General features: G+C 69.8%; 26 protein-coding genes. 8 read left to right on the top strand and 18 right to left on the bottom strand.

All coding sequences use genetic code 11. The features are described 5' to 3' along the window. Window positions 1-98 precede the first annotated feature (98 nt). The 7 genes from ccsB to hemL all read right to left on the bottom strand — a co-directional run bounded on the left by ccsB (window position 99) and on the right by hemL (window position 7679). Complete coding sequence (gene ccsB, locus RPQ07_RS15875) at window positions 99-1181, bottom strand: c-type cytochrome biogenesis protein CcsB (RefSeq protein ID WP_313944798.1); 1083 nt, start codon at window positions 1179-1181, stop codon at window positions 99-101. Next, window positions 1178-2860 carry a cytochrome c biogenesis protein ResB gene (locus RPQ07_RS15880; protein WP_313944799.1) on the bottom strand — a complete coding sequence of 561 codons (1683 nt, stop codon included), beginning with the start codon at window positions 2858-2860 and terminating at the stop codon, window positions 1178-1180. Before RPQ07_RS15880 ends, ccsB begins: the two co-directional genes overlap by 4 nt. Window positions 2861-2863: 3 nt before the next feature. Further along, on the bottom strand, window positions 2864-3601 hold the full coding sequence (locus tag RPQ07_RS15885) for a cytochrome c biogenesis CcdA family protein (protein ID WP_313944800.1): 738 nt from the start codon (window positions 3599-3601) through the stop codon (window positions 2864-2866). Continuing rightward, window positions 3601-4206 (bottom strand): TlpA family protein disulfide reductase, encoded by a 606-nt coding sequence (locus RPQ07_RS15890; RefSeq protein ID WP_313944801.1) that lies wholly within the window; start codon window positions 4204-4206, stop codon window positions 3601-3603. The genes RPQ07_RS15885 and RPQ07_RS15890 overlap by 1 nt, the downstream gene beginning before the upstream one ends. Before the next feature lie 67 nt (window positions 4207-4273). Continuing rightward, window positions 4274-5518, bottom strand: coding sequence for a hypothetical protein (locus tag RPQ07_RS15895; protein WP_313944802.1), 1245 nt, complete (start codon window positions 5516-5518; stop codon window positions 4274-4276). A gap of 113 nt (window positions 5519-5631) precedes the next feature. Then, window positions 5632-6375 carry a histidine phosphatase family protein gene (locus RPQ07_RS15900; RefSeq protein WP_413777742.1) on the bottom strand — a complete coding sequence of 248 codons (744 nt, stop codon included), beginning with the start codon at window positions 6373-6375 and terminating at the stop codon, window positions 5632-5634. Further along, a complete protein-coding gene (gene hemL / locus RPQ07_RS15905; RefSeq protein ID WP_313944803.1) occupies window positions 6372-7679 on the bottom strand; it encodes a glutamate-1-semialdehyde 2,1-aminomutase in 1308 nt (435 codons plus the stop codon). The genes RPQ07_RS15900 and hemL overlap by 4 nt, the downstream gene beginning before the upstream one ends. A 273-nt stretch (window positions 7680-7952) precedes the next feature. Between hemL and RPQ07_RS15910 the strand changes: the two genes are divergently transcribed. After that, complete coding sequence (locus RPQ07_RS15910; protein WP_313944804.1) at window positions 7953-8513, top strand: hypothetical protein; 561 nt, start codon at window positions 7953-7955, stop codon at window positions 8511-8513. Window positions 8514-8719: 206 nt separating this feature from the next. Here RPQ07_RS15910 and RPQ07_RS15915 read toward each other — a convergent pair whose 3' ends face one another. Together RPQ07_RS15915 and RPQ07_RS15920 are read right to left on the bottom strand one after the other, a co-directional pair. Further along, a complete protein-coding gene (locus RPQ07_RS15915) occupies window positions 8720-9301 on the bottom strand; it encodes a dihydrofolate reductase family protein (RefSeq protein ID WP_313944805.1) in 582 nt (193 codons plus the stop codon). 345 nt (window positions 9302-9646) lie between these two features. Further along, entirely contained in the window at window positions 9647-10222 is a 576-nt protein-coding gene (locus RPQ07_RS15920) for a TIGR03086 family metal-binding protein (RefSeq protein WP_313944806.1), read from the bottom strand. Window positions 10223-10285: 63 nt separating this feature from the next. Between RPQ07_RS15920 and RPQ07_RS15925 the strand changes: the two genes are divergently transcribed. Next, a complete protein-coding gene (locus RPQ07_RS15925) occupies window positions 10286-11116 on the top strand; it encodes a helix-turn-helix domain-containing protein (RefSeq protein WP_313944807.1) in 831 nt (276 codons plus the stop codon). A 43-nt stretch (window positions 11117-11159) separates the two neighbouring features. Here RPQ07_RS15925 and RPQ07_RS15930 read toward each other — a convergent pair whose 3' ends face one another. Next, window positions 11160-11780, bottom strand: coding sequence for a hypothetical protein (locus RPQ07_RS15930; RefSeq protein WP_313944808.1), 621 nt, complete (start codon window positions 11778-11780; stop codon window positions 11160-11162). 45 nt (window positions 11781-11825) lie between these two features. Here RPQ07_RS15930 and RPQ07_RS15935 point away from each other — a divergent pair, with 45 nt between their 5' ends. Continuing rightward, window positions 11826-12359, top strand: coding sequence for a GNAT family N-acetyltransferase (locus RPQ07_RS15935; RefSeq protein ID WP_313944809.1), 534 nt, complete (start codon window positions 11826-11828; stop codon window positions 12357-12359). 203 nt (window positions 12360-12562) lie between these two features. Next, window positions 12563-13297: a Mut7-C RNAse domain-containing protein gene (locus tag RPQ07_RS15940; protein ID WP_313944810.1), complete on the top strand. Its 735-nt coding sequence runs from the start codon at window positions 12563-12565 to the stop codon at window positions 13295-13297. 93 nt (window positions 13298-13390) lie between these two features. Here RPQ07_RS15940 and RPQ07_RS15945 read toward each other — a convergent pair whose 3' ends face one another. Continuing rightward, entirely contained in the window at window positions 13391-13966 is a 576-nt protein-coding gene (locus tag RPQ07_RS15945; RefSeq protein WP_313944811.1) for a TetR/AcrR family transcriptional regulator, read from the bottom strand. A 99-nt stretch (window positions 13967-14065) separates the two neighbouring features. Between RPQ07_RS15945 and RPQ07_RS15950 the strand changes: the two genes are divergently transcribed. Beyond that, complete coding sequence (locus tag RPQ07_RS15950) at window positions 14066-15574, top strand: FAD-dependent oxidoreductase (RefSeq protein WP_413777743.1); 1509 nt, start codon at window positions 14066-14068, stop codon at window positions 15572-15574. A gap of 125 nt (window positions 15575-15699) precedes the next feature. Here RPQ07_RS15950 and RPQ07_RS15955 read toward each other — a convergent pair whose 3' ends face one another. Continuing rightward, window positions 15700-16410 carry an AAA family ATPase gene (locus tag RPQ07_RS15955; RefSeq protein WP_313944812.1) on the bottom strand — a complete coding sequence of 237 codons (711 nt, stop codon included), beginning with the start codon at window positions 16408-16410 and terminating at the stop codon, window positions 15700-15702. 117 nt (window positions 16411-16527) lie between these two features. Beyond that, window positions 16528-16998, bottom strand: a complete 471-nt coding sequence (locus RPQ07_RS15960; protein ID WP_313948910.1) for a hypothetical protein — start codon at window positions 16996-16998, stop codon at window positions 16528-16530. 97 nt (window positions 16999-17095) lie between these two features. Here RPQ07_RS15960 and RPQ07_RS15965 point away from each other — a divergent pair, with 97 nt between their 5' ends. Together RPQ07_RS15965 and RPQ07_RS15970 are read left to right on the top strand one after the other, a co-directional pair. Continuing rightward, a complete protein-coding gene (locus tag RPQ07_RS15965) occupies window positions 17096-17431 on the top strand; it encodes a YnfA family protein (protein ID WP_313944813.1) in 336 nt (111 codons plus the stop codon). A gap of 53 nt (window positions 17432-17484) precedes the next feature. Continuing rightward, window positions 17485-18249 (top strand): SDR family oxidoreductase, encoded by a 765-nt coding sequence (locus RPQ07_RS15970; RefSeq protein ID WP_313944814.1) that lies wholly within the window; start codon window positions 17485-17487, stop codon window positions 18247-18249. A 46-nt stretch (window positions 18250-18295) separates the two neighbouring features. Here RPQ07_RS15970 and RPQ07_RS15975 read toward each other — a convergent pair whose 3' ends face one another. The 4 genes from RPQ07_RS15975 to RPQ07_RS15990 all read right to left on the bottom strand — a co-directional run bounded on the left by RPQ07_RS15975 (window position 18296) and on the right by RPQ07_RS15990 (window position 22940). Continuing rightward, entirely contained in the window at window positions 18296-18550 is a 255-nt protein-coding gene (locus RPQ07_RS15975) for a hypothetical protein (RefSeq protein ID WP_313944815.1), read from the bottom strand. A gap of 183 nt (window positions 18551-18733) precedes the next feature. After that, window positions 18734-19318, bottom strand: a complete 585-nt coding sequence (locus tag RPQ07_RS15980) for a TMEM165/GDT1 family protein (RefSeq protein ID WP_313944816.1) — start codon at window positions 19316-19318, stop codon at window positions 18734-18736. A gap of 506 nt (window positions 19319-19824) precedes the next feature. Beyond that, window positions 19825-21294 carry an APC family permease gene (locus RPQ07_RS15985; RefSeq protein WP_313948911.1) on the bottom strand — a complete coding sequence of 490 codons (1470 nt, stop codon included), beginning with the start codon at window positions 21292-21294 and terminating at the stop codon, window positions 19825-19827. Window positions 21295-21635: 341 nt separating this feature from the next. Beyond that, entirely contained in the window at window positions 21636-22940 is a 1305-nt protein-coding gene (locus RPQ07_RS15990) for a DUF2254 domain-containing protein (RefSeq protein ID WP_413777744.1), read from the bottom strand. A 223-nt stretch (window positions 22941-23163) separates the two neighbouring features. Between RPQ07_RS15990 and RPQ07_RS15995 the strand changes: the two genes are divergently transcribed. Beyond that, entirely contained in the window at window positions 23164-25005 is a 1842-nt protein-coding gene (locus RPQ07_RS15995; RefSeq protein ID WP_313944818.1) for a glycoside hydrolase family 15 protein, read from the top strand. A gap of 66 nt (window positions 25006-25071) precedes the next feature. On the opposite strand, the gene RPQ07_RS16000 is transcribed toward RPQ07_RS15995, so the two are convergent. Beyond that, entirely contained in the window at window positions 25072-26841 is a 1770-nt protein-coding gene (locus tag RPQ07_RS16000; RefSeq protein ID WP_313944819.1) for a cation:proton antiporter, read from the bottom strand. Window positions 26842-26887 lie beyond the last annotated feature (46 nt).

A 26887-nucleotide genomic window follows, 5' to 3' on the forward strand; every position in this document is an offset into this window, starting at 1 on the left:
CACCGGTTGCGGAGCCGCGGCGTCCAACTGTCCGCACGGCAAAGGCCGGTTCCGGTGACGTGGGTCACAGGAACCGGCCTCGGCGAGGAGTGGGAGTCTCAGACGCCCGCGTAGCTGTGCTTGCCGGTCACGAAGATGTTCACGCCGTAGTAGTTGAACAGCCAGCAGCCGAAGGCGATCAGTGCCAGGTAGGCGGCCTTGCGGCCCTTCCAGCCGGCCGTCGCGCGGGCGTGCAGGTAACAGGCGTACGCGACCCAGGTGATGAAGGACCAGACCTCCTTGGGGTCCCAGCCCCAGTACCGGCCCCATGCGTCGCCCGCCCAGATCGCGCCCGCGATGATCGTGAACGTCCACAGCGGGAAGACCGCCGCGTTGACGCGGTAGGCGAACTTGTCCAGCGAGGCCGCGGACGGCAGCCGGTCGAGGACCGAGGTGGCGAAGGCGCCGGGCCTGCCGCCCTTGGCGAGCTTGTTCTCGTACGAGTCGCGGAACAGGTACAGCGCCGTGCCGACCGCGCCCAGGTAGAACACCGCGCCGCAGATGATCGCGGTGGAGACGTGGATCCACAGCCAGTACGAGTGCAGCGCCGGCACCAGCTGGTCGCTCTCGGTGTAGAGCACGGTGGTCGCGATGCCCAGGTCCAGCAGGACCGTGGTGACCAGCGGCAGACCGACCCAGCGGATGTTCTTCTTCGCGAGCAGGAACGCGAGGTACGCGCCGACCGCCACCGTGGAGAAGGTGATGGAGAACTCGTACATGTTGCCCCAGGGGGCGCGCTGCACCGACATCGCCCGCGCGACGACACCGCCGGCCTCGATCAGGAACGCGAGAACGGTCAGCGAGACGGCGATCCGGCCGTACAGATCGCCCTTCTCCGTACCGCCGGCCGCGCCGGGCCCGTCCGGGACGTCGCGGGTGCCCGCCGCCGAGCGCGTGACGATCTTCGGCCGGTCGAGCACGGCGGTCGAACCGCCCTGCTTCGAGCGGACCGTGACCGCCGGGGCCGCGGCGGAGGCGGCACCGGTCAGCGCGGCGGCCGTGCGGCCGACCTTGCTGCGGCTGCCGAAGACCCACTCGGCGATGTGGGCGAAGAAGGCCAGCGTGTAGACGGCCATCGCCGAATAGATCAGCACATTGCTGATGTTCGCCAGGTTCTCGTTGGTTGCGGCGGCGAGAGTCACTTCTCAGCCCCTTCGGAAGAAACTTCCACTGGTTCGGGCGCGGTGGGCGCCTCTGTGTTGAGGGTCGCGGCCAGGTCGGCCAGTTCTTCGGGCAGCTTCGCCGACTCGCTGCGGCCGAGGCCCGCCATCTCGACGACGGTGACACCGTCCTCGCCGGTGACGGCCCGCACCCAGACGCGGCGGCGCTGGATGAACAGGGAGCCGATCAGACCCGCGATGGCGACGATCGCTCCGGTCAGCGCCCAGCCGGTGGCCGGCTGGTGCGTGATCTGGAAGGTCGCCCACTCCTTCACGTCCTTCTCGAACGTGATGGAGCCCGCGCCGTCGGGGAGGGTCAGCGTCTCGCCGGGCAGCAGGTTCTTCTTCAGGATGTTGCCGTCGGCGTCCTTGAACGGCTTCATCTTCCGGGTGTCGAGCTGGTACACGTTCTGCGGCAGACCCGAGTCGACACCCAGGCTGCCGTGGTAGGCGCCGACGTTCAGTACCGGGAACTCCAGCCCCGGGAACTGCGAGAACATCTGGCCCTTGCCCTTGCCCGCGTACGTGGGCACGAACATCGCCGGGAAACCGAGCTGATCCTTCCGTCCGGTTTTGTCCCGGTAGCCGTCCATCACCTTGATCGCGCCGGTCGAGGTGACGTTGTTGTCGATGGGCAGCAGCGGCACGGCGCCGTTGAAGACGACGTTGCCCTTGCCGTCCCGGACGGTGACGACGGGCGCGTACCCGTGGCCGTTGAGATAGACCTTGGTGTCGTCGAACACGAGGGGCTTGTTGACCTCGATGGTCTTCGTGCCCTCGGTGCCGTCGGCGCGCGTGTAGCTGACGCCGGCCTCGTAGGTGCGCGGCGTACCGCGCTGCGGCCCGCTCTTCGCGTACGTCCCCGTGAACCGGTCGAGCGTGAAGCTGAACGGCGACAGCTCGTCCGTGCTGAACAGCGAGCCGGACTTGAAGTCGTCGTACTGGGTGAGCGTGTTGGAGAAGCCGTCGCCCTCGACGATCAGCTTGCCGCCCTCGGACTTGAAGAGCTGGCCCGCCGCGAACGCCACCAGCATCACGATCAGCGCGATGTGGAAGAGGAGGTTGCCGGTCTCGCGCAGATAGCCCTTCTCGGCGGCGACGGCGTTGCCGACGGTGTGGGCGCGGAAGCGGCGGCGCCGCAGGATCGTGAGCGCGGCCTCACGGACACGCTCGGGTTCCGCCTCCGTACGCCACGTCGTGTACGCGGGCATCCGGTTCAGCCGGCCCGGCGCGCCCGGCGGGCGGCTGCGGAGCTGGCCGACGAACTGCCAGGTGCGCGGCACGATGCAGCCGATGAGGGAGACGAACAGCAGGATGTAGATCGCCGAGAACCACACCGAGCTGTAGACGTCGAAGAGCTGGAGCCGCTCGAAGAGCGGTGTCCAGAACTCGTGGGTGGCCTTCCACGACTGCACCTTCAGCTCGTCCACGCTGTTCTGCGGTACCAGCGAGCCGGGAATCGCGCCCAGCGAGAGCAGGAACAGCAGGATCAGCGCGACCCGCATCGAGGTCAGCTGCCGCCAGAACCAGCGGGCCCAGGCGACGACTCCGAACGAAGGCCCGGAGACGGGGGCCTCCTCGGCGGGGGCGGTCGAGAGCTGCGCGCCGGCGGCGGCGTACTCCCCGCTGTCCCGCTGCTCTTCGGTCTCGGTCTTGCTCATGGATCAGATCCCCACCTGGAAGCCTTCGGACCAGCCCTGCATCTCCTGGACCATGCTGTCCCACGCACCTGTGAGCAGCAGCAGACCGGTCGCGACCATCATGCCGCCGCCGATCCGCATCACCCACGCATAGTGCCGCTTGACCCAGCCGAACGCGCCGAGCGCCTTGCGGAAGGCGATCGCGGCGAGGATGAACGGCAGGCCCAGCCCCACGCAGTACGCGGCGGTCAGGATCGCCCCGCGGCCCGCGCTGGCCTGCTCGGCGGCGAGCGCATTGACCGAGGTCAGGGTGGGGCCGATGCACGGGGTCCAGCCGATGCCGAACAGGGCACCCAGCACCGGCGCGCCGACCAGCCCGGTCACCGGCCGCTTGTGGAAGCGGAATTCACGCTGGGTGAACCACGGCATGAGACCCACGAAGAAGATCCCCATGACGATCATCAGCACACCGAGGACGGTGGTCAGCGTCTCCCGGTGCTCCTGGAGCGTCCAGCCGAAGTAGCCGAAGAGCGCGCCGCCGGAGATGAAGACGGCGGAGAAGCCGAGGACGAAGAGCGCCGCACCGGCGGCCATCCGGCCCCGCTTCGCCTCGGCGAGATCGGTTCCGGTGACCCCGGTGACGTACGAGAGGTAGCCGGGGACCAGCGGCAGGACGCACGGCGAGAAGAAGGAGACGAGCCCTCCGAGTACGGCGATGGGCAGGGCGAGCAGCAGGGCCCCGCTGAAGACCGTCTCGTTCATCACTTCTCCGCGATCAGCGGTTCGACGAGCTTGCGCAGTTCGCTCTCGTCGAGCGCCTTCAGCGAACGCGCCGCGATCTTTCCGTCACGGTCGAGAACGATCGTGGAGGGAATGGCCTGCGGATTGAGACTGCCCTTCGGGAAGCCCGTGACGATCAGCTTGCCCGCCGGGTCGTAAAGGCTCGGGTACTCGATGCCGTAGTCCTTCTCGAAGGAGATGGCCGGGCCCTTGTTGGCGTCGCGGGTGTTGATCCCGACGAACTCCACGCCCTTCGGCTTGGTCTCCTTGGCCACCTTCGCGAAGTGCCGCGCCTCGGCACGGCACGGCGGGCACCAGGAGCCCCAGACATTCATCACGACGACCTTGCCCTTGAGGTCGGCGACATCGAGCTGCGCGCCGTCGAGGGTCTTGCCGGCGAGCTTGTGGGGCGCCGTGCGCTTCCCCTTCGCCACGGTGGAGATGCCGCCCGTGTCGGTGACGAAGTTGGTGTCGCCGCCACCGCCCGACTTCCCGGAGTCCTCGCCGGTGCAGGCGGACAGGACAAGCGCGCCGGCCGCGGCACAAGAGGCCAGCAGGACGGTGCGGGGGGCACGGCGAATACTCATGTGAAAAGTTTCGCATGGCGCTTCCGGCGATCTTCCGCGCCCCCCTGCGCGTCCGTGGGGCCGCGTGTCAGGCGGCCTTGAAGAAGGTGTTCCAGCCGCCCGCCGGGGCCTGGCCGACCTCCAGCGAGCAGAGCTTGGCGAGCACCTGCGGGTCCTGGACGTCGATCCAGTCGCAGAACTGCCGGAAGGACACGAGTCGTACGTCCTTCTTTCCGGCCATGCCCTTGATCGCCTCCTCGACGGCGTCCATGTAGATGCCGCCGTTCCACTGCTCGAAGTGGTTGCCTATGAAGAAGGGCGCGCGATTGGTCTCGTAGGCGCGCTTGAATCCTTCGAGGTACGCCTTGGTGGCCTGCTTCTTCCAGCGCGGGTAGTTCTCGGGCATGCCCTTGGTCGAATTCTGCGACTGGTTGGCGAGGATGTTGTAGTCCATCGAGAGGACTTCGAAGGAGCGGCCGGGGAAAGGTATCTGCTGCAGCGGCAGGTCCCACAGGCCCTTGCGCTTCTCCGGCCACTTCTGGCGGCCGCCGGGCGAGCTGGCGTCGTAGCGCCAGCCGAGCTTCTTCGCCGTCGGCAGCAGCCGGTCCTGTCCGAGCAGACAGGGGGTGCGGGCGCCGACGAGTTCCTTGCGGTAGTCGAAGGGCAGCGGGTCGAGATCCTTCCAGCCGCTGTTGGTGCGCCAGCGGGTGACGAACGACACAGCCTGCTCCGTCTCGTTCTCCCAGTCGGCGGGCGACCAGTTGCCGACCGATCCGGAGCCCGCGCAGAAGTGCCCGTTGAAGTGCGTGCCTATCTCATGGCCCTCCAGCCAGGCCTGGCGCACGTACTTCAGCGTCTCCTTGATGTGGTCGTCGGTGAGGTAGCCGATGTCGGAGGCGCCGGTGGCGTTGTTCGGCGGGCGGTACAGGGACTTCTTCGACTCGGGCAGCAGATAGATCCCGGAGAGGAAGAACGTCATGGCCGCGTCGTGGTTCTTGGCCAGTTCGAGGAAGCGGGGGAAGAGGCCGTTGCCGACCTCGCCGGCGCCGTCCCAGGAGAAGACGACGAACTGTGGGGGCGTCTGTCCCGGTTCGAGGGGAACCGGCTTCGCGGGCTGGTGCGGCTGCGCCCCGGTGTCGGAGGTGGAGCCGTCACCTATGAGCCGGGCCTGGCTCTCGGAGGGCGACGGCTTCCCCGTCCCGCCCTTACCGCTGCCACTTGCCCCGGTTTGTCCACTGTTGTCCGACCCGAGGGAGCCGCAGCCCGCGATCCCCATCGCGGCCGCGGCTCCAAGTCCTGCCCCGAGCAAGCCCCTTCGGCTGATGTCGCGCATATCGATCCCATCCGCACCCTCCCGGAGGAGAGAGCCCATACAAACCGGCCACCGGTTGAGATGGGCCACGCACGACGGGGGTTCCCGCGCCAACAGCACATTTTTGCGAAGAACTACGCGCCGAATGCCTTCGCTTTACCCTTCACAGGCTTCGCACCGGCAAGCAGATGCGCGGGGACAAGATCACGGGCGGGCTCCGAATATCCGACCGAAACGATCCTGTCGCCCTGATAGGTGAAGGTGGTCAGCGACGCCAGCGTGCACTGCCGGCGACGCGGGTCGTGCCACAGCCGGCGCCGCTCGACGAAGCTGCGCACCGTCCAGATCGGCAGCTGGTGACTGACGCACACGGCCTCGTGCCCACGGGCGGCGTCCCGTGCGGCGCTCAGCGCACTCATCATCCGGACAACCTGGTCGACGTACGGCTCGCCCCAGGAGGGACGGAACGGATTGGTGAGATGGCGCCAGTTGGCCGGCTTGCGCAGCGCGCCGTCGCCGACACCGAAGGTCTTGCCCTCGAAGACATTGCCGGCCTCGATCAGCCGGTCGTCGGTCTCGAGCGTCAGACCGTGGCTCTTGGCCAGCGGCGAGGCGGTCTCCTGGGCACGCTCCAGCGGGGAGGCGACGACATGGGTGATGTCCCGGCCGGCGAGGTGCTCGGCGACCCGGTCGGCCATCTGCCGGCCCAGCTCGGACAGGTGATAGCCGGCGCGACGGCCGTAGAGCACGCCGTCCGGGTTGTCGACCTCGCCGTGCCGCATCAGGTGGACGACGGTGATGTCCTTGCCGTCGACGGCCTTGTCGTCGATGTCCCTGGTGCCGTTGCCCCTGGTGCCGTTGTCCTTGTTGTCGCTCATGCCGTGGCCTCCGCGGCGGCGCGGGCGGCGGACGGCAGTGCGGCGGCGATCCGCTCCACGGCCCGCTCATCGTGGGCGGTCGAGACGAACCAGGACTCGAAGGCGGACGGCGGCAGATAGACACCCGCGGCCAGCATGGCGTGGAAGAAGGCGGTGAAGCGGAAAGCCTCCTGGCGCTTCGCGTCCTCGTAGTCGCGCACCTCGTCCGCGGTGAAGAAGACGGAGAACATGTTGCTCGCGGTCTGCAGCCGGTGCGCCACGCCCTCCTTGCTCAGCGCGTCGGTCACCAGGGACCGGATCTCCGCGGACACGGCGTCGACCTTGGCGTACGCGGCGTCGTCCAGCAGCCGCAGCTGCGCGAGTCCCGCGGCGGTCGCGACCGGGTTACCGGAGAGCGTGCCCGCCTGGTAGACGGGGCCGGCCGGGGCGAGGTGGGCCATGACGTCGGCGCGGCCGCCGAACGCCGCGGCCGGGAACCCGCCGCCCATGACCTTGCCGAAGGTCAGCAGGTCGGCCTCGACACCGTCCACGCCGAACCAGCCGGACCTGCTGGTGCGGAAGCCGGTCATCACCTCGTCGGAGATGTAGAGCGCGCCGTTCTCTCGGCAGATGTCCTTCAGGCCCTGGTTGAAGCCCGGCAGCGGCGGAACGACGCCCATGTTGCCGGGCGAGGCCTCGGTGATCACACAGGCGATCTCGCCGGGGTGCGCGGCGAAGGCCTGGCGTACGGCCTCCAGGTCGTTGTACGGCAGGACGACGGTCTCGCCGGCCTGGGCGCCGGTGACCCCGGGTGTGTCGGGCAGCCCGAACGTCGCGACGCCCGAGCCCGCGGCGGCCAGCAGCGCGTCCACGTGGCCGTGGTAGCAGCCGGCGAACTTCACGACCTTGGCACGGCCGGTGAATCCGCGGGCGAGGCGGATGGCCGACATCGTGGCCTCGGTACCGCTGGAAACAAGCCGTACCTGCTCGACGGGCGCGACCCGGGCCACGATCTCCTCGGCCAGGGCGACTTCGCCCTCACCGGGCGTCCCGAAGGAGGTACCGCGGGCCACCGCCGCCTGTACCGCCTCGATGACGGCCGGGTGGGAGTGCCCGAGGATCATCGGCCCCCACGAGCAGACGAGGTCCACGTACTCGCGTCCGTCCGCGTCGGTGAGGTACGGACCGGTACCGGACACCATGAACCGGGGCGTACCGCCCACAGCACGGAAGGCACGCACGGGGGAATTGACGCCGCCGGGCGTCACGAGGGACGCGCGGTCGAAAAGCGCCTGCGAAACTGGGGCTTCGTATGAATACGCCACTTTGGTCCTGATCTGCGGTTCGGGTGTTCGGGCAGCCAAGGAGGATGATCTCGGCCACCGGTGAGCAGGGAGCGCGATCTCCTCGTATTACGAAACGGCGTCACCCCCCTCGCGTCTGCGAAACTGGGGCGACACAGGGAAAGCTCACGGAATCCATGGTGTCAGAGGCTGTGACGTTCTTGCGGACGGGTGTTTCACAGCACGTTCGTGGGGGAGGTCACTGTCACGATGATCGGGTTGCGCGGCGGGGGCTGCGAGTGGTCGGGTGGAGATATGCATCGCGGTGGCGGACTGGGCGAGGGGACCGACGACCTGGGTCCCGAGCCTGCCCGGCGGGGAAAGCACCGGCGAGGCGAATCGGCGGCGCACGAGCCCACGGGAAGCAGGAGCGGCCGAGTGGGGGTGACCTACAAATACTTCGGAGCACCTGACGGGGCCACGGCCGCCAGGGTGCCGATTTCGATGCGCCCGGAAGAGCTGGGCGGCGACGAACTCGGTATGGGCGGGCTGTTCACCAAGATCAAGCCCGAGACGATAGCGGCGATGGTGCTGACCGGAATCCAGGGCATGCCCCTGAACAAGGTGCCGCCGCTGGAGCTCGTGGTGCTGCACCCGGACTACGCGGTGGTCAAACTCCCGATGACGGTGGTCGACCCGCTGCGGGACATCGGCGAGGAGTCGGTGGGCGCGGCGGCCTTCATCTGGTCGACGGTCCCGGACCGCGGGGGCCCGCGGGACGCGTTCAATGTGTACCAGCTGCTGCACGAATGGCAGGATTTCAGCCACCGCCTGCACGAGGCGGGGCATCAGCCGTACTGCTTGGTGTGGCCCTGAGCTGGGGTTTCACTGGTTCGAGGCGGGGTTTTCGGACCCCGCCTTTGTCATGTGCCGGGAGGGGGCGTCAGGCGGCCAGGGCACATCGAAGGCGCGTTGGTTTCGCTGGGGCGCTGATGTGCCCCGGGCGGCGGGCGGCTCTCCGTCGTCCTACCTCGGCAGCGCGGTTTGTCCGCCTCGGTTCTTCGCTTACCCGCTCGGATCGGTCAACGGCGCACGCGATAGCGCAGGTGAAGCACCCGGTTGCCCTGAATCACCACGTCAGGATCCTCCAACAGGTGCTGCGCGTCGACCGACCCGAAGTAGCGCTTGCCGGACCCGAACACGACGGGTACGACGTCCATGCGCACCTCGTCGACCAGGCCCGCGGCAAGCACCTGGCCACCGACGTGGCCAGCGGCGACCTCGACCGTGCGGTCGCCCGCAAGCTCCTGCGCCTTGGCCACGGCCGCCTCGACGCTGTCGACGAAGTGAAACGGCGCCTCGGGGTCCCAGCCCTCGGGCTGCGGCCGGTGCGTCACGACGACCACGTGATCGATCCCGCTCGGAGGCTTCCCGTCCCAGCCGTCCGTCAGGTCGAAGACGTGGCGTCCTGCGATGGTGACCCCGATCTGGTCCCAGTACGGCCGGGTGTAGTCGTAGGACGTCTGTGACACCTTCAACGCGCCGCTCTCGTCCAACGGGACGTCACCGCTGGACAACCAGTCGAACAGCGGTCCGGGCTGGTCGTTCTCGTCCGCGACGAAGCCGTCCACCGACACCGAGGCGTACATGACCACCTTGCCCACGGGCTCTCCTCTGCTTGGGGGTGCCCCAAATTAGCGTGTCGTGAGCCGTTCGCTCGTGTAAGAAATCAATCGGCCGGCAGCGGCCGGCCATCCAGAGCGTGGCCGGGATGTCCAACCACTTGAAGCCTCGCCGGCGATTGAAGCGAACCCGCGATCAAGGGCCCGGGCACGCATGTCCAGCCCCGCCGGCGCTTGAGGCGAGGCCCGCACCGAGAAACCCGCACGAACCAAGCTGGGCCAACCACTTGAAGCCCCGCCGGCGATTGAGGCGACCGCGATCAAGGGCCCGGGCGGATCGAACCGGGCCAAGCCCCTTCAAGCCGCGCCGGCGCTAGAGACGCCCCCCTACCCCCGTACCCACCCCGGATCCCGCCCCGTCACCCCCAGCACCCTCTCGAACGCGGACGCCCCCTCCCCCAACGCCACCGGCTCCCCGAACACGCCACCCTCGCGGGCCATCGGCGCCATCCGGTCCAGCGCGGGACCGAGCTCCGCCACCACCGCCGCGGGCGGCGTGAACTCCTGACCCGTCGCCCTCGCCAGATCCCACGCGTGCACGGTCAGATCGCCCAGCACCATGTGCCCCACCGTCCTGGCCGGCAGGCCGAACGTGCCCGTGGTGCCCTCCTCCGCGCCCGGCGCCGCCCACGCGCCGACCAGCGTCGCCGTTTCCTCGGCGAACCGCTCGCGCCAGTCCCCGCCGCCGTCGACGAAGCGCGCCTCCACGCCGAAGTCCGCGTCCTTCTTCGCCGCCAGCGCCTGGAAGTTGATCACCACCTGAGTGAGGTGGTCGACCAGCGCCCGTACGTCGTACTCCGCACACGGCGTCGGATCGTCCAGCCGGTCGTCGGTGCTGCCGCGCACCACCGGAACAGCACACTCCGCCGCCGCTTCGAGAAGATCACTGATGGTGTTCGTCATGGACCGACCGTAGGCCCGGCAACAGCGCTGCGTATTGAACAAACGCGACATAGGATCCCCGTCATGGCAGGTCCGCGCCGCGACACCCGCGGCATCGTCGAAGCCCGCGAGCTGTTCAGCCGTGTCCGTTTCCGACGCCGCGAGCCCGCGCCGGCGCTGCGTCCGTACCTCGAGCACTACTGGCTCATCGACTGGGATCTGCCGGAGCCGTACGCCTCGCACGTCGTTCCCCACCCCTGCGTCAACATCGTGTTCCAGCGGTACGGCGGCGAGCCGCCCTGGGGCGAGGTGGCCGGCATCGGCCTGGAGCTGTTCACACAGAAGCTGGAGGGCGAGGGCCGGGTGTGCGGGGTGCAGTTCCGGCCGGGCGGCTACCGGCCGTTCACTCCCGAGCGGCCGGTAGCGGACTGGACGGGGCGCCGGGTGCCGATCGCGGACGCCCTGCCGGGCACCGACCCCGTGACTGCTTCGGCAGCGATCTGCGACCCCGACGACGAGGACGACCGGGTCGCCGCTCTCGACGCGTTCCTGCTCGGCCTCGCCCCCGAGCCCGACCCCCAGTCACTGCGCGCCATGGAACTGGTGGACCGGGTGCGCAGCGACCGTACGATCCGCCGGGTCGCACAACTGGCAGAGGTGGAAGGGCTGTCGGCCCGGTCGCTGCAACGGCTGTTCGCTGCGTACGTCGGGGTGGGGCCGAAGTGGGTGATCCTGCGCTACCGCATCCATGAGGCCCTGGAGCGCGCCGAGTCGAGCGAGGATCCGCAGACCGCACCGGACTGGGCGGCGCTGGCGGCCGAGCTCGGTTACAGCGATCAGGCCCATCTCGTACGGGACTTCACGGCGACGGTGGGCGTACCGCCGACGGCGTATGCCCGTCAGCCCGGTTTCTGAGGTCCGTGACTCCCGGTGCACAGGCCGCGCACCCCGGGACGGTTCAGTACGTCTCGCTGACCCCGACCGCCCCCGCCCCGTGCCCCGCGGCATACCGCAGTACCCGCAACGGACCGTCCAGCAGCGTGCCGGCGTCGAAGCCGGGTTCGTCGCTCATGGCGGACATCCATACGTCGATACGGCCGAGGATCTCTGCCCGGCGCGGCCCGTTCACGGCGAGCACCGACTCGGCGTGCGGCAGAACCGCGCGTACCTCCGCCGCCGTGAGCAGGAAATCGCCGAACCAGCCGGGCAGCCGCGCCGCGGCCTCCGCCCCGAGGCCGTAGTAGAGGGCCACGGCCGGATCGCCCTTGCGCGCAGCCGCGGCGAAGGCGGCATCGCCCTCCGCGTCGCGCAACAGATCCATGCTCGCCTCCTTCATGGCGGCGACGGCCGGTGAACTCGGGCCACCACTACGTGCGAAGGCGGCGAAACGATGCGCTGCCGGTGTCGGCAGGGGCGTGAAATAGGGCTCGCGGTCACCGCCGCCGATCCACCAGGCCAGATCCTCGGCATAGCCCGGCGGTGTCGTCCACTCGCCTTCCGCATGGCTGAACCGGGCCGGCAGCGCGGCCACTTCGGCGTCGGGAACGGCGCCGATCGCCCAGACACCGGTGAAGCTCATCGTCCTGACCCCCGGTTGTCGGACCTGCCTCCTACAGTGCGTTCCATGGAGATCAAAGCATCGGCGGTACGTATCGAGCCATGGTCGGCGGGCGACTTCGAGCTGCTGCGCGCGGCGAACGTCCCGGAGATGATGGACCACCTCGGCGGTCCTGAATCCGATGAACAGCTGGTCAAGCGCCATCAGCGCTATGTGGAGCTGAGTTCCGACGGCACGGGCAAGGGCAGGATGTACCGCGTGGTTCTCGAAAAGACCGGGGAGGCGGCGGGCTCGGTCGGCTTCTGGGAGCACGAGTGGCAGGGGCAGCAGGTGTACGAGACGGGCTGGAGCGTCCTGCCCGGTTTCCAGGGCCGGGGCGTCGCCACGTCCGCCACCCTCGCGGTGGCCCGGGCGGCCCGCGCCGAGCACAAGCACCGCTATCTGCACGCTTTCCCGTCCATCGAGAACGCCCCGTCCAACGGGGTGTGCCGGAAGGCCGGTTTCGAGCTGCTCGGTGAGTACGACTTCGAGTACCCGCCGGGCAATCCGCTGCGGTCGAACGACTGGCGGCTCGACCTGGAGTCCCTGCCGGACTCGTAGGCCCGGGCGGTGCCCGGCCTCATGACCGAGTCCGCCGACCGGTGTGGGAGGCGTGCCGCTGTACGAGGCGTGCCCGCGGGCCGACCGTACCGAGCTCTTTCCGTGGTCCGGGGCTCAGCTGTTTATCCGGGGCGCAGGCTCCTCGGCCCTGTCCGGGCGCTTCCCGCTCCCCTCACGTGCCGCCCGATGACATGCTTGGCCGCGTGAACGGACCGGAAATCCAGCTGCGCGTCGCCCCTGAGCTGCGCCTCTTCGTCCCGCCGGAGCGCCGCCAGGGCGCAACGCCCCTGGCCACCGATGGCTCCTCCACGCTCGGCCATGTCGTCGAGTCGCTCGGCGTCCCGCTCACCGAGGCCGGCCGGCTGCTCGTCGACGGCCGCGACGTGGCCGTCTCGCACATTCCGAGCGCGGGCGAGAGCGTCGAGGTGCTCGGTGTCGAGCGGCCGCAACAGGTGCCCGGCGCCCCGCTGCGCTTCCTGTTGGACGTCCACCTCGGCACCCTGGCCCGGCGGCTGCGGCTGCTCGGCGTGGACGCGTCGTACGAGAACGAGGACATCGGCGACCCGGCGCTCGCGACCCTGTCCGCGCAGGAGAAGCGCGTCCTGCTCTCGCGGGACCGCGGGCTGCTGCGGCGCCGCGAGCTCTGGGCCGGTGCCTACGTCTACAGCGACAAGCCGGACGACCAACTGCGGGACGTCCTGGAGCGGTTCACGCCCATGCTCGCGCCCTGGACGCGGTGCACCGCGTGCAACGGGCGGCTGAGCGCTGCCGACAAGGACGCGGTCCAGGACCGACTGGAGCAGGGCACCGAGCGCACCTATGACGTGTTCGCCCAGTGCCTGGAGTGCCGGCGGGTGTACTGGAGGGGCGCGCACCACGCCCGGCTGGAGGCGATCGTCGACGACGCGGTCCGCGAATTCGGCGGCGCACCGGCGTAGTTCACCCACTGGGGCCTGGCCCTGGCTCCGGCCCTGGTCACGGCCGTGCGCGCGGGAGCCCCGGGCCACTGTGGCGCGCCCGCGAGTCCCCCACTACGGCCGCTCCGCCGTCAGATAGCGCTGAATGGTCGGCGCCAGCCAGGCGATCACCTCCTCCCGGGACATGTCCACGGCGGGCGGAAAGCGCAGCACATAGCGGGCGAGGGCCATGCCCAGTATCTGCGAGGCGACCAGTGCGGCCCGGCGGGGAGCGTCGGCGGGGTCGGGGCAGACGGCCGCCGCGACAGGCCCGATCTGCCCCTTGAAGATCTCGCGGATGCGCTCCGAGGCCGCGGTATTGGTGACCCCGGCCCGCAGCAGCGCGGTCAGCACGTCGTCCTGCTCCCACCGGTCGAGGAAGTGGGTGACGAGGACCGCGCCGATGTGCCGGTCGGGGACGGCACCGAGGCCCGGCAGCCGCAGGTCGAACTCGGAAGCCGCGGCGAACAGCCCCTCCTTGTTGCCGTAGTACCGCATGACCATCGACGGGTCGATCCCGGCGTCGCGCGCGATGGCGCGGATGGTGGCGCGCTCGTATCCGTCCTCCGCGAAGCGCTCGCGGGCGGCTTCGAGGATCGCGGCTCTGGTGGCATCCGATCGGCGCGGGGGGCCGGGGGCTTCCGTCGTCATGCCAACAATTGTAGGCCAACAGGTGTTGACACGCCAGACCCCCGGGTCTACCTTTACCAACAAGCGTTGACCAACAAGCGTTGGCATTGAGGAGGCGCCATGAACGACAAGGCCGCGCGGGAAGCGGGCAGCACCACCGATGCCGCGACCACCGACGCCCCGACCGCCGAGGACATGGCCACCGAGGGCATGACCGCCGATGTCCTCGTCGTGGGAGCCGGTCCGACCGGCCTGCTGCTCGCGGGCGACCTCGCCGCTGCCGGCATCTCGGTGACCTTGATCGAGCGCCGCCCCCACGGGACGAGCAACATGACGCGGGCCTTCGGCGTCCATGCCCGCACGCTGGAGCAGCTGGACGCGAGGGACCTCGCCGACGAGCTCATCACGACGGGCACACCCATCACCCGGCTCCGGCTCTTCCGCCGGCTCTCCCTCGACCTGTCGCTGCTGCGGTCCCGCTTCCCGTTCCTGCTCATCACCCCGCAGTACGAGGTGGAGCGACTGCTGGAGCGCCGTGCGCGGGCCACGGGCGTCACCTTCCGGTACGGGACCGAGCTGCTGGGCCTCGAGCAGTCCGCCGAGACGGTGACGGCCGAGGTCCGCGGCGGCGACGGGGCACGGACCACCGTGCGCGCCCGCTGTCTCGTCGGCACCGACGGTGTGCGCAGTGCGGTGCGCTCCGCACTGGACATGCCGTTCCCCGGCGACTCCGTCATCCGCTCCATCGTCCTCGCGGACGTCCGGCTCACCGAGGAGCCCGAGGGACTGCTCACGGTGAACGGCGCGGGGGAGGCTTTCGCCTTCATCGCCCCCTTCGGGGACGGCTGGTACCGCGTCATGGGGTGGAACCGGTCCCGTCAGGTGCCGGACAGCGAGCCCGTCGACCTCGACGAGGTGCGCGAGATCGCCCGCCTCGCCCTCGGCACGGACCACGGCATGCACGACGCCCGCTGGATCTCCCGCTTCCACAGCGACGAACGCCAGGTCCCCTCCTACCGCGTGGGCCGGGTCTTCCTCGCGGGCGACGCGGCACACGTGCACTCCCCCGCAGGCGGCCAGGGGATGAACACCGGCCTCCAGGACGCGGCAAACCTTTCGTGGAAGCTGGCGGCGGTCCTCAAGGGCCGGGCTCCCGACCCGGAGGCGCTGCTCGACAGCTACCACTCGGAGCGGCACCCCGTCGGTGCGATGGTGCTGCGTTCCAGCGGCGGGATCGTCCGCCTCGCCATGGCCCACACCCCGCTGCGGCGTGCGGTCCGCTCCCTGCTCTCCCGCTTCGTGAGCGCCACCCGGCCGGCCGCCGCCAAGGCGATGGGCATGATCTCCGGCATCGGCATCGCGTACGACAGGCCGCGCGGAGCCCACCGCCTCACCGGGACCCGCGCCCCGGACCTGGAGCTCGGCGAGGGAAGGCTCTACGAGCTGCTGCGCAAGGGCGAGTTCGTGCTCGTCACCCCCGGCACGGGTACCTCCGCCGAGGCGGTGGGCCCACGCGCCATACCCCCTGTCCCGGGGAACGTCGTCCGGGCCCACTGGGCGTCGGGCCGCGGGGACTCCCTCCTGATCCGCCCCGACGGGTACATCGCCTGGGCGGAGGACGGCAGATGAGCGCAGTGCCGGCCGAGGTCCGCCCGACCGGGCGGACCTCCCGGGGCGGACCGGCCCCGGGGAACGCTCGGGGCCCGGGGGATGCTCGGGGCCCGGGGAGTGCTCGCGGCCCGGGGAGCGTCCGGCTAGGGCTCGACGATGTGGCGCAGGTAGGCCTGCGGTTCGGCGAGGTAGCGGCGCCAGTGGTCGACCACGCCGAGCTCCCGCCAGGCGACCCGCCGCATGCCGTGCTCCCCCACCTCCACGATGTCCGCGCCGGGCAGGGCGGTCAGCAGCGGGGAGTGCGTGGCACAGATGATCTGGCCGCCCTCCTTGGTCAACCGGTCCATGTGCCCGATCAGTTCGAGGCAGGAGGAGAAGGAGAGGGCCGCCTCCGGCTCGTCCATCACATAGAGCCCCGCCTGGAGGAACTTCCCGCGGAACGCGGCGAGGAAGCCCTCACCGTGGCTGACGAAGTCCGGTGCGAAGCCTTCCCGGTCCAGGGCGTCCAGCGCGGTCTCGGCCCGCAGGAAGAATCCTTTGCGGGCCGACCAGCTGCTGACCATGCGGCGTCCGCGCGGGGCCGCCTCGAAGCGCATGCGTTCGCCGAGAAGCGATTTGCCGCGCGCGGAGGAGTAGCGCCAGTCGTGCGAACCGCCGTAGGAGTCCAGGCCGAAGCCCTCCGCCAGAGCCTCGACCAGGGTCGACTTTCCCGAGCCGTTCTCACCGACGAGAAAGGTCACCGGCGCGGTGAAGCGCAGCCCTTCGTCGAGCAGTTGCCGGACGCAGGGCACCGACCAGGGCCAGGCGTCCTCGTCGTAGGAGGCGAGGTGGGCGTACGCGCGTTCGACGATCACGGGACCAGTGTGGACCAGAGCTCACCGGTACGGTGCAGACCCACCGGTCGCACCGGAACCACCGGCGCGGACCCTGACTCACCGCGCCGGACCGGACACACCAGCACGGGCCGTGCCTCAGAAGACGTACGGGTCTCCGGTGGACGGCACCAGCACCTCGTGCTCGTTGTTCGCCGAATTCCGGTCGGTCGCACCGCCGTTCCAGTGGGTGCCGACCTTCACGACCACCTCGTCCGGGACGCCCAGCGTCCGCAGGTCGAGGGCGACGGTCCGCCCCGTGCCCCCGGCCCGCAGCGGTCCCGCCGCACACAGCACGACCCGGTCGGATCCCCACAGGCACCGCTCCGGCAGCACCTGAGCTCCGGCCAGCGGCGCCGAGAACGTGAACTTCACGGTGGCGTTGTCCAGACTGGCCGGACCATAGCTCTGGGACACCAGCGCGATCCCCAGCCGCCCGCCGGTCAGCGAGACATGGCCATGGTGCGCCACGTCCGCCTCGGGCGCGATCACGCGGGCACCGGCGCTCGCCCCGCCCATGCCGATCACCAGTACGACAGCCGCGGACACCGCGAGCAGCACCTTGCGCATCACACACATATCCTGAAGATACCTTTTGTGTGCCTATATAACTGATTGCCCATCAGGCCCGGCGCGTCCCGGCGGCTCCCCATGGCACGCTGTGCCCATGCTCGTCGCCCGCTCGGCCCTTCTGTTCGTCGTCGCCGCACTGTTCGAGATCGGCGGCGCCTGGCTGGTCTGGCAGGGCCTCAGGGAGCACCGCGGCTGGCTCTGGATCGGGGCGGGGGTCATCGCGCTCGGGGCGTACGGCCTGGTCGCGACGCTTCAGCCGGACGGCGAGTTCGGCAGGATCCTCGCCGCGTACGGCGGTGTCTTCGTCGCCGGTTCCATCGCCTGGGGCGTGGTCGCCGACGGCTACCGCCCCGACCGCTGGGACATTCTCGGTGCGCTGGTGTGCCTCGCCGGCATGGCGCTGATCATGTACGCGCCCCGCGGCCGCTGAACCGTGCCGCCTATCCTGGGCCGCGTACCGATCACATGCGCGAGGAGTTGGACATGACCGCCGCCGGCACCCCCGTCGCCGTCATCACCGGAGCCAGCAGCGGCATCGGCGCCGCGACCGCCCGCGGACTCGCCTCCGCCGGGTACCACGTCGTCCTCACCGCCCGCCGCAAGGACCGCATCGAGGCACTCGCCGCGGAGCTCGTCGCGGCGGGCCACCGGGCCACCGCGTACGCCCTCGACGTCACCGACCGCCCGGCCGTCGACGCCTTCGCCGCGAGCCTCGACCGCTGCGACGTTCTGGTCAACAACGCGGGCGGCGCGCTCGGCGCGGACCCGGTCGCCACCGGCGACCCCGCCGACTGGCGGGAGATGTTCGAGGTCAACGTCATCGGCACGCTGCACACGACCCAGGCCCTGCTGCCGGCCCTCACCGGGAGCGGCGACGGCACGGTCGTGATCCTCTCCTCCACCGCCGGGCTCTCCACCTACGAGGGCGGTGCGGGCTATGTGGCCGCCAAGCACGGTGAGCACGTCCTCGCCGAGACCCTCCGCCTGGAGATCGTCGGCACCCCGGTCCGTGTGATCGAGGTGGCACCCGGGATGGTCAGGACGGAGGAGTTCGCGACGACCCGCTTCCGCGGCGACACGGACAAGGCCGCCAAGGTCTATGAAGGTGTCGCCGAACCCCTGACGGCGGACGACGTGGCCGACACGATCACCTGGGCGGTCACCCGCCCCTCCCACGTCAACATCGACCTCCTGGTGGTCCGCCCCCGCGCCCAGGCATCCAACTCCAAGGTCCACCGCGACCTCTGACAGCCGGCCCGCGAGCCCCGGCCCCGCCGGGGCACTCGGCACCGCGTCACATCGTTCTCCGGGACTCCCGCCGGCGCACCGTGAAGAGGCAGGCGAGCATCCCGAGGCCCCAGGCGATCAGCAGGGCGCCCCACAGGGGCATGGTCACCTCGGGGATCAGCAGCCGGATCCTGACGCTCGTGCGGTTCTCGAAGATGAAGATCAGGGCGATCGCGGTGATCAGGGCGAACGGCAGGAGGCGGCGGACGGCGGGGCGGGAGAAGAAGGGCGTTTTCGACAGCGGGTCTGTTCTTCGGGCCATGAGATGCCTCTCCATCCGGTACCCCCTGCGTGTCCCTGCGGACCCGCCCCGGGGTGGGGAAGGGCGCTTCGGCCCGGTCCCCCCGCCCGCACTTCCTTCATACATTCGGCCGCATCGGGCCGCATGTGCAGGGGCCACCGCACCCTCGGCCGGGGGCGCTGCGCGCGCCCCGCGCCGGCCGCGTCAGCCCGTGAAGATCTCGGTCACCGACCAGATCGCGAGACCGAGCATGCACAGGCCGCCGATGCGCTGCACGGTCTTCAGCGGCACGCGCTTGGCGATGAAGCGGCCGGCGAGCAGAGCCAGAGCGGAGACGGACATGAGGGCGGCGGCGGAGCCGATGGCGGTGGACCACGTGCCGTTGCTCGCGGCGAGGTTGGCGGTGGTGATCTGGGTGAGGTCGCCCCACTCGCTGATGAACACCGCCATGAACGCGGTCGAGTAGACGGGCCAGAAGCCGGTCACGGTCCTGCCGCCGGCGTCCTCCTCGTCGTCCTCGGCTCCGCCGCGCAGCAGCATGAACGCGCCGAAGGCGAAGAGGAGAGCGGAGACGAGCTTGACGATCCAGTCCGGCAGAAGCCCGATCAGACTGCCCGCTCCGACCGCGATCGCGACGTGCACGAGGAAAGCGCTCGATGTGCCGAACCAGACGTAGAGAGGGCGCATCCGCGTGCCCATGGCCAGGGAGGCGAACATCGTCTTGTCGGGAAGTTCCGCGAGGAAGATCAGTCCGAAGGCGGTGACGATCGCCAGAGGGTCGAGGCTCATTCCGGGTGGCTTTCTGTAAGCGCCGGGCCCCGATCTTCGCGAAGCGCCAGAGGCGACGGAGGACCGCTCGGCCCGGCACGACGGCGAACCCGCAGGGCGCGGGCACGTCATACCTGACCGAAGGTCTCGCCCGCCCGCGTCATCCGCAGGCCCGGCCACCGGGAGCCCGGGGGCTCCAGTGTGTCGACGACCGGTTCGCGGGGCTACTCCCCTTCGCAGTCGTCAACGGTACCCCACCCGTGGCCGGGGGCGGTTTTCGGTGGTCCCGGGCGAGACACCCCCCACCCCTGGTCCCACGGCCACCCATGGCCACCCACCGTGAGCGACTCCGCGCACGACGGCCCCGTCGGCCGCGCCCCCTCCGGCCCACCCCGCTCCGGCGACGCATTCCGACGACAAGAACAACAAGGACGACAGGGACGACAAGAAGGCCCCGCACGCGCCCGCTACGGCCGCCGCACACAGATTCCGCCGCACGCCGATTCACCCGTCACCCGCTCACGCCGTCACCTCTCGCCGAAGGCGTCCGCCTCCCCGGGCTCGGTCTCCAGTGCCTGGCGGTCGAAGGTCAGCATGACGAGGAAGAACAGCCCGCCGCCGACGAGCAGGCCGGCCACGATCACGACGGAGACCAGCGCCTCCCCGGGTGTCACCAGCACGAACAGCGCCACGAGCGTCCACACCAGTGCGCAGATCGCGACCGGCAGCTCGAAGCGCCCGAGGTCGAACGCGCCCTTCCTGCGATCCAGCCGTCCGCGCACCGCCAGATAGAGAACGATCGTCGAGCCGTAGATGATCGCCGGGAGGATGGTCGATGCCGTGATCAGCTCCAGCAGCGCGGCGCCAGGCAGCGCGACCATCAGGACGACTCCGAGGACGAAGATCAGGATCGTCGCCGGGATCGGTGTCCGCGTGCGCCGGTTGACCCGCCGCATCAACTGGTGGGCAGGGAAGCGCCCATCGCGCGACATCGCGAAGACAAGCCGTGCGCACGCGACCATCCCCACGATCCCGGCGCCGAAGAACGCGATCGTGATCGCGATCAGCAGCCCCGCCTCCATCCCCGGACCGAGGTGGACGCGCATGATCGCCGCGACCGGGGAGCCGTCCGCGCTGATCCGGGAGATGTCGTCGATCGCGACGGTGAGCGTGATCAGGAAGAGCAGTCCCAGGAGCCCGGCCGCCACGACCGATCCCACGATCGCGCGGGGGACGGAGCGATAGGGGTCCTTGGCCTCCTCGGCCAGGTTCGCCGCGGAGTCGAACCCGACGAGTGTGGCGAGGCCCATGATCATCGCGATCATCAGTCCGCCGCCGACGGCGAAGTAGTCGGTGGCGTTCTCGGTGACACCCCGCGAGGTGAGGTTGCCGACCGCACCGTCACCTGTGACCAGCACAGCAATGATCAGCGCGATCGCCACGCCCACGACGAGCAGCAGTTCGAGTCCCACCGCCGCCACGTTGATCAGGCTGACGAGCCGCGTGGAGGCCACGGCGAGCACGGTCTGGATGAACAGCACCACCAGGGTGATCAGGCGCGCCGTGCCCTCGTCCGGCTCCATGTCGAGGAGCGGCATGAATGCCTGACTCGCCAGGGCGTTGTCGACCGCCACCACGCCGATCGCCAGGTAACAGAAGGTCAGCCAACCGAATCCCCAGCCGATCTTCGGGTTCGCCAGCCGCGAGGCCCATTGATAGGAGGAGCCGCTGAGCGGGATGCGGGCCGCGAACTGCGCGACCACCAAGGCCACCAGGGTCTGCCCCACCGCCGCGATGATCCAGAGCCAGATCCCGACCGGCCCCGCGGTCAACAGCACTTCGTCGTACGTCGCGAAGATGCCGACCGCCACCGAGATGAAGGCGAACGAGATCGCGAACACCTGGAAGGACCCGAGCGTCCGTTTCAGCTCCTGCCGGTAGCCCCCGAGTTCGACGGCACTCTCGCTGTCCTGCGCATCCATCGTCTCCTTCGCCATCTCAGCCACCGCACCTTCCGTAGAGGCCGTCCAGGCTGTCGACCGCCTCGCGCCCCGGTGGACGTCACGACCAGCGCCACATCCTCTTGGGCTGTGCCGGGTTTCACCGGGTACGACACGCTTTCGGGAGATACGAACCCGCCCGGCACCGGGTGCCGACCGCCGTCCGGAACGCGGCCTCCCACTCGACCCGTTCCGCTGAGAGCGCCCGCCGCCCGCCGCCCGCGCATACGACTCCGTCCGCTCCCGTCACGATCCGGAGCGACAACTGAATGCGCCTGTCCTTCTGGCCGTTCGCCCTCGCCCCACTGACCGATTCGGGACCGGCCGGCCGCGGTTGGTCAGGCCGTCGGGCCGTCCGGGCGGCGGGGGGAGCCGTACCGCCCGCCGATGCCCTGACAGTCGGCCGCTTCCGCCACCGCCCGGCGGACCGGGTCCGTGAACACCCGCTCGACCGACTCCTGGAGCAGCTGCAACTCCACCCGCAGGGCTGGATGACGTGAGGGCGGCAGCGTGTCCAGCAGGTCTTCGAGCAGCGCGCGGAGCCGGCGGCAGATCTGCACGGACGATCCTCCGTATTCGCGGATCTCGCAGACGCCGAGCTGAAGATAGTTGTCCCAGTCCCGCCCGGGCAGCACGAGTCGTGGCCGGCCCTGGCCGTCGGCCAGGACGTATCGGCCGGGGAGCGGCAGAGTGCCGGCCGACTGGAGCAGGGTCTCGATGTAGTTGATGACCTGTACCGCGGTCGTCGGGTCGTTCACCGCCGGGGAGAGCGCCCGGATGGCGATGTCGACGAGAATCCGCAGGGCGAAGGCGGGATCCTGCTCGATGGTGCGCTCGGCCCCCAGCGCGACGAGGCCGTTCACCCGGTCCGGGTCGGGTGTCGAGGTGCCGCCGTGGACTTCGACGAGCACGGTGCCGGGCAGGACGAAGTCACCGATCAGGCGGGTCACGACGAAGGCGCAGTCGTGGCGCGTCGCCTCTGCCACCAGCCCGGTGATGTTGAACGCCTGGATGGCACCGCCGCGTTCGGAGCGGATCACCGTCGTCGGGTCGCCGGACGGCTCGGACTCGTCGGCGCCAGGAGCGGCGTCGCGGATTTTCGTGGCCCCATGGGAAAAGACGTTCTGCCCCATTCTTCCCACCAGAGCCGCGATGGCCACGGGCCTGAGGTTGTGGGTGAACCGGTTGAGATAGACGAGCAGGAGCAGCAGGCTGACGGCCACCGCCACTCCGGCGAGGGTGACTCCGAGGTCCGGGACGGAGTTCGCCTCGATACTGCGCAGCAGGGAGAACGCAAAAGCGAACGTCCCGGTGAACGTGGCGAGCACGGCCTTTTGCAAGCGGTCCCGATACCACAGACGCATATACCGCGGGGAAAGAGTTCCGGTCGCCTGCTGGACGACGAGAACGCCGATGGTCACCACGAATCCGAGCAGCGCCACCATCGCCCCGACAATGGAGCTGAGTACTCCGCTCGCCGTGGCCGCGGAATACCGCCAGCCGCTCGGCGGCCAGTCCTTTCCGTCCAAAGTGATGGCGAATTCGGCGAGGAGGGTTCCGAGCACCAGTCCGACCAGGGGCAGGATCCACAGACTGGCCTTGGCATACTGCCGCAGCCCGAAGACAGCTGCCCAGGACGTCACGCCCCGCATGTGCGGGCCCGTCCACTCGTGGGAGCCGGTGCTCGGCGGTACCGCACAGGACGCCCTCCAGTTCCGGCTCGGCACAGCCCTCCCCCACCACGTTAAGGCCGCTCGCGGACGGCCGCAGCGGCAGAAGGCCGCGACTGCGGCACCGCCTTCTCGGCAGGCCCGCCCGTGGGGTCCGTGCTTAAGCTGAGCGAAGGGAACCCGGAAGGGGCTCGTCATGGACGAATACCCGCTCATCGAGAATCACGGTCTGATCGGAGATCTGCAGACCGCGGCGCTCGTGGCGACCGACGGGACGATCGACTGGTTCTGCTGTCCGCGTTTCGATTCGCCCAGTGTTTTCGGTGCCCTGCTGGACCGGGAAAAGGGTGGCCATTGCACGGTCAAACCGGCGGTGAACGACTATTCGACCAAGCAGTTGTACCTGCCCGACACCGCGATTCTCGTGACCCGCTTCATGACCGAGGCCGGTGCGGGTGAAGTGCTCGACTTCATGCCGGTGACCGGCTCGGAGGCCACCGACCGCCACCGGATCGTCCGCATGCTGCGCTGCGTACGCGGCAGCATGACCTTCGAGGTGGAGATCGCCCCTCGGTTCGACTACGGCCGTAAGCCTCACGAGCTGCACATCTCGCAGCACGGCGCCATGTTCGTCTCGGACGGGCTGCAACTGGCCGTTCACGCCGTCCGGAATCCGGAGGACGACCGGCTGCTGAACGCGGTGTCCGGTGACAGGGACCTGCGCTTCAAGCTGACGCTGGAGGCGGGCCAACAGCGAGGACTGCTGCTGGAGTCGTCGCCCCGCGGGCCGGCGCGCGAAGTGGGCCTCGGAGAGTTCGAGCAGCTCTTCGGGGAGACCGTCGACTACTGGCGGGGGTGGCTGGCCCAGTCCCGCTACTCGGGCCGCTGGCGCGAGGCGGTGGAACGCTCGGCCATCACGCTGAAGCTGATGACCTACGCACCGAGCGGCGCCCTCGTCGCGGCCCCGACGGCGGGTCTGCCCGAGCAACTGGGCGGCGAACGCAACTGGGACTACCGGTTCACCTGGATCCGGGACGCCTCGTTCTCGGTGTATGCCCTGCTCGGCCTCGGCTTCAAGGAAGAGGCGAAGGCCTTCACCGGCTGGCTGCGCGACCGGGTGCAGGAGAAGGTGGGCGGCGACGCCGGACCGCTGAACATCATGTACCGGGTGGACGGCTCCTCCGACCTGGTCGAGGAGACCCTGGATCACTGGGAGGGGTACCACGGGTCCTCTCCCGTGCGCATCGGCAACGGGGCCGCCGACCAGTTGCAGCTGGACATCTACGGCGAGGCACTGGACAGCATCTACTTCGCACATCAGCACGGCATCCAGCTCGACAACCGGGGCTGGACCTCGCTGCACACGCTCCTCGACTGGCTGGTGGACCACTGGGACCAGCCGGACGAGGGGCTGTGGGAGACCCGCGGCGGCAGGCAGGACTTCACGTACGGACGGGTGATGTGCTGGGTCGCCTTCGACCGCGCCCTGCGGCTCGCCAACTCGAGCGGCCGGCCTGCCGCCAAGGGCCGCTGGACGACCGAGCGCGACAAGATCTACGAGCAGGTCCTGGCGCGGGGCTGGCACGAGGAGCGCGGCGCCTTCGTGCAGCACTACGGCAGCGATGTCCTCGACTCGGCGCTGCTGCGGATGCCGACGGTGGGGTTCATCACGCCCGACGACCCGATGTGGACATCGACGCTGAACGCGATGGACCGGGAGCTGGTCACCGACAGCCTCGTCTACCGCTACAACCCGGAGGCCTCCCCCGACGGGCTGCGCGGCTCCGAAGGCACGTTCTCGCTCTGCACGTTCATGTACGTCGACGCCCTGGCCAGGGCGGGACGGACGGACCAGGCCCGACTGGTGCTGGAGAAGATGCTCACGTACGCCAACCACCTGGGTCTGTACTCGGAGGAGATCGACCTGACGGGACGGCAACTGGGCAACTTCCCCCAGGCGTTCACGCACCTCGCGATGATCGACACGGCGATCACCCTGGACGACGCCATCAACCGGGCGCGCGAGGCCCGGTCCTGAGTACCGCGGAGACCTGCCGGACCCGGGTCCGGCGGAGAGATCCGGGCCACCACGGTCCGGGCCGGCTCACCCCCCGGTGGGGGCGGCGCCCAGCAGGACGACGGTGTCGCCTTCCTCCGGGGTGAGCTGCTGCTTCTCGGTCACCGGCTCCAGCCTGTTGTCGGCCCGCACCACGAACAGCGTGTCGTACTCCGGCGGCACCGGGGACGAGGCCGGCTGCACCAGGAACCGGGCCCCCTGCTCGTAGCGGTCGGCCAGGACCTGGCGGACGAGAGCACGGCCGAACAGGATGTCCCCTCCGGTGTAGGGGGCGATGACCCCGTGGCTGTCGTGCGGGGGCCCGACCCGGTAGACGGGGCCTTCGACGTTGTCCTGCATCACCACGGACGCTAGCGCGTTGAAGTCGTCGTCGTCGGTGGCCAGGAAGACGGCGGTCACACCCTCCAGCCGGGCCCCGGGATTGGTGGCGGTGGCCAGCAGGTCACCCGTGGCCAACTCGATCCCCTCGTCCCTGATCCGCTGCCGCTCCTCGTCGAGCCCGGCCCACATCAGCACGTCCAGCCCGGCGGACCGCAGGGCCTTCCCCAGCTCGATCACCCACCGTTTCCCGCCCACCAGCAGGATCCGGGTGCCCGCCGGTTTGACGATGCCCAGCCGCCGGGCCACCGGTCCCGCGGTCAGGGCGTACAGCAGAACCGTGCCCACGATCACGAGGAAGGTGACCGGGAGGATCCGGGACGCTCCGTCCACTCCCCGGTCCACGAGGCTCGCCGAGAAGGCCGACGCCGTGGCCGCCGCCACGATGCCGCGTGGCGCCATCCAGCCGGTGAACGCCCGCTCCCCCCGGCTCATGCCGGTGCCGGTCGTCGAGAGGTAGGCCACCAGCGGACGCACCACCAGGACGAGGATCGCGATGAGTCCCAGCGCGGGCAGGAGCACGGGCACCAGGGACGCCGGGGTGACGGTGGAGGAGATGGAGACGAACAGCAGCCCGATGATCAGCTGGGCCAGGGTCTCGAAGAAGGGGCGCCGGGCGGGCATGTCGAAGCCGGGGATGTTGGTCACGGCGAGTCCGGTGACGATGGCGGCGATCAGCCCGGTGTCGTCCCGGACGATGTCGCAGCCCGCGGAGACGGCGATCACCGTGGCCAGTTGTGCCAGGGTGCCCAGCGTCTCGCCCAGCCGCAGGGTGCGCAGCGTCAGCCACAGCAGCGCGGTTCCCACGGCCCCGCCGATCAGCCCCACGAGCAGGCTGAGGCCGAACTGACCCAGCTGGTAGCCGCGCCCGATGTCGACCCGGTGCGTCGTGGCGATGGCGTGGAACACCAGCGCGCCGAGGATGCCGCCGATCGGATCGGTGAGCGTCCCCTCCCAGATGAGGATGCGGCGTACGCGGTCGGAGGGCCGTACGAAGTCGAGCAGCGGTCCCACCACGGTGGGCCCGGAGACCACGAGGATCGTGCCGAGCATCGCTGCCACCCTGAGGGGCATGTCGAACATGGCCGGCGCCACCGAGCTGGTGGCGAAGAAGGTGATCAGGATGCCGAGCAGGAGCAGCCGTCCCACGACCGACCGGGTGTGACCGGTGAGTTTGCGCAGGTTGAGGCCCAGCCCGGCGTCGTAGAGGATCACCGCGACGGACAGCGACACCAGGACGGAGAAGTTCTGTCCCATCAGTCTGTCCGGGTGGATGACATCCGTCAGGGCGCCTGCGGCGAACCCGGCGGGGAGCAGCAGGATCAGGGCGGGCACGCGCAGCTTGCTCGCCAGGATCTGCGATCCGGTCGCGATGACCAGCGTCAGCGCGAAGCCGAGAAGGATCTCGTCATCGGTCACAGCGGCTCCCTTCGTCGGAGTCCGGGCACGAGGGGCGGGGAATCAC

The sequence above is a fragment of the Streptomyces sp. AM8-1-1 genome, from assembly GCF_032229325.1.
GTDB lineage: Bacteria > Actinomycetota > Actinomycetes > Streptomycetales > Streptomycetaceae > Streptomyces > Streptomyces achmelvichensis.

Excerpts from the sequence above, each read along its gene's own strand:
- RPQ07_RS15965 (WP_313944813.1), top strand. The coding sequence starts at position 17,096 with ATGCTCGTCGCCCGCTCGGCCCTTCTGTTCGTCGTCGCCGCACTGTTC.
- RPQ07_RS15920 (WP_313944806.1), bottom strand. The coding sequence starts at position 10,222 with ATGACGAACACCATCAGTGATCTTCTCGAAGCGGCGGCGGAGTGTGCT.
- RPQ07_RS15925 (WP_313944807.1), top strand. The coding sequence starts at position 10,286 with ATGGCAGGTCCGCGCCGCGACACCCGCGGCATCGTCGAAGCCCGCGAG.
- RPQ07_RS15985 (WP_313948911.1), bottom strand. The coding sequence starts at position 21,294 with ATGGCGAAGGAGACGATGGATGCGCAGGACAGCGAGAGTGCCGTCGAA.
- RPQ07_RS15910 (WP_313944804.1), top strand. The coding sequence starts at position 7,953 with ATGCATCGCGGTGGCGGACTGGGCGAGGGGACCGACGACCTGGGTCCC.
- RPQ07_RS15960 (WP_313948910.1), bottom strand. The coding sequence starts at position 16,998 with ATGCGCAAGGTGCTGCTCGCGGTGTCCGCGGCTGTCGTACTGGTGATC.
- RPQ07_RS15930 (WP_313944808.1), bottom strand. The coding sequence starts at position 11,780 with ATGAGCTTCACCGGTGTCTGGGCGATCGGCGCCGTTCCCGACGCCGAA.
- RPQ07_RS15935 (WP_313944809.1), top strand. The coding sequence starts at position 11,826 with ATGGAGATCAAAGCATCGGCGGTACGTATCGAGCCATGGTCGGCGGGC.
- RPQ07_RS15950 (WP_413777743.1), top strand. The coding sequence starts at position 14,066 with ATGAACGACAAGGCCGCGCGGGAAGCGGGCAGCACCACCGATGCCGCG.
- RPQ07_RS15895 (WP_313944802.1), bottom strand. The coding sequence starts at position 5,518 with ATGCGCGACATCAGCCGAAGGGGCTTGCTCGGGGCAGGACTTGGAGCC.
- RPQ07_RS15945 (WP_313944811.1), bottom strand. The coding sequence starts at position 13,966 with ATGACGACGGAAGCCCCCGGCCCCCCGCGCCGATCGGATGCCACCAGA.
- RPQ07_RS15975 (WP_313944815.1), bottom strand. The coding sequence starts at position 18,550 with ATGGCCCGAAGAACAGACCCGCTGTCGAAAACGCCCTTCTTCTCCCGC.
- RPQ07_RS15885 (WP_313944800.1), bottom strand. The coding sequence starts at position 3,601 with ATGAACGAGACGGTCTTCAGCGGGGCCCTGCTGCTCGCCCTGCCCATC.
- RPQ07_RS15900 (WP_413777742.1), bottom strand. The coding sequence starts at position 6,375 with ATGAGCGACAACAAGGACAACGGCACCAGGGGCAACGGCACCAGGGAC.
- RPQ07_RS15995 (WP_313944818.1), top strand. The coding sequence starts at position 23,164 with ATGGACGAATACCCGCTCATCGAGAATCACGGTCTGATCGGAGATCTG.
- RPQ07_RS15890 (WP_313944801.1), bottom strand. The coding sequence starts at position 4,206 with ATGAGTATTCGCCGTGCCCCCCGCACCGTCCTGCTGGCCTCTTGTGCC.
- RPQ07_RS15980 (WP_313944816.1), bottom strand. The coding sequence starts at position 19,318 with ATGAGCCTCGACCCTCTGGCGATCGTCACCGCCTTCGGACTGATCTTC.
- RPQ07_RS15880 (WP_313944799.1), bottom strand. The coding sequence starts at position 2,860 with ATGAGCAAGACCGAGACCGAAGAGCAGCGGGACAGCGGGGAGTACGCC.
- RPQ07_RS15970 (WP_313944814.1), top strand. The coding sequence starts at position 17,485 with ATGACCGCCGCCGGCACCCCCGTCGCCGTCATCACCGGAGCCAGCAGC.